Source organism: Mycobacterium sp. E2479, from assembly GCF_001667925.1.
GTDB lineage: Bacteria > Actinomycetota > Actinomycetes > Mycobacteriales > Mycobacteriaceae > Mycobacterium.
In genome coordinates, this window is the sequence record NZ_LZJR01000113.1 from 1 (window position 1) to 1268 (window position 1268).

The window sequence follows — 1268 nt, forward strand, 5'->3', positions numbered from 1 at the left end:
GGGTCGGCTGCACGAATAGGTGACAACTGAGATGGCTTGCCCGTGGTGGGCGAGCTGGAAGGATGTCACCATGGCACGGCCGTATCCCAAGGAGTTTCGTGACGATGTTGTGCGGGTCGCCCGTAACCGCGATGAAGGCGTGACACTCGAGCAGATCGCCGCCGATTTCGGAGTGCATCCGATCACGTTGTCGAAGTGGCTGCGCCAAGCCGACGTCGATGAGGGCAGCAAACCCGGCATGACCACTACCGATTCGGTCGAGCTACGAGAGGCGCGGCGGCGGATCAAGTTGCTCGAGCAGGAGAACGAGGTGCTGCGCAGGGCTGCGGCGTATTTGTCGCAGTCGAATCTGCCGGGAAAAGGCTTTACCCGCTCGTGAAGGAGCTCGCCGCCAACGGGATTCCCGTGGCGGTGACGTGTCGGGTGCTCAAGCTCGCTCGCCAGCCCTATTACCGGTGGCTGGCTGATCCGGTCACCAACGCCGAATATGTGGAGGCGCAACGCGCCAACGCGTTGTTCGACGCGCATCGTGATGATCCGGAGTTCGGCTATCGTTTCCTGGTCGAAGAGGCCCGAGACGCCGGCCAACTCATGGCCGAGCGCACCGCGTGGCGGATCTGCGCCGACAACGGCTGGTGGAGTGCGTTCGGCAAGCGCAAACGCGGCAAGAACGGCAAGGTCGGGCCGCCTGTTCATGATGATCTGGTCGGCCGGGACTTCACCGCTGAGGCGCCAAATCATTTGTGGCTGGCTGATATTACTGAACACCGCACCGCCGAAGGCAAGCTCTATCTGTGTGCAATCAAGGACGTGTTCTCCAACCGCATTGTCGGCTACTCGATCGACTCGCGAATGAAATCACGACTGGCCACCCAGGCCTTGGCCAGCGCGGTAGCCCGTCGCGGTGACGTCGCCGGCTGCATTGTTCACAGCGACCGCGGGTCGCAATTTCGAAGCCGACGATTCGTCCACGCCCTGGGCCGCTGCGACATGGTCGGGTCCATGGGCCGCGTCGGTGCCGCCGGTGACAACGCCGCCATGGAGAGCTTCTTTAGCCTGCTGCAGAAGAATGTCTTGGACCGCCGCCGCTGGGACACCCGAGAACAGCTCCGCATCGCCATTGTCACTTGGATCGAACGCACCTACCACCGGCGCCGACGTCAAATCGCCCTCGGCCGGTTGACCCCTGTCGAATTCGAAGCAATCATGACCACACCGGCCAGTCAGGCCGCATGACCGAAACTGTCACCTATCCGTGCAGCAGACCC

General features: G+C 62.5%; 1 protein-coding gene. It reads left to right on the plus strand.

Features of this window, described 5'->3' with window-relative positions:
- Nucleotides 1–70: 70 nt before the first annotated feature.
- A protein-coding gene (locus A5686_RS17350) for an IS3 family transposase (protein WP_156750122.1) occupies nucleotides 71–1236 on the plus strand; the annotation gives its coding sequence in 2 pieces (ribosomal slippage) (nucleotides 71–355 and nucleotides 358–1236; 1164 coding nt in all).
- Nucleotides 1237–1268 lie beyond the last annotated feature (32 nt).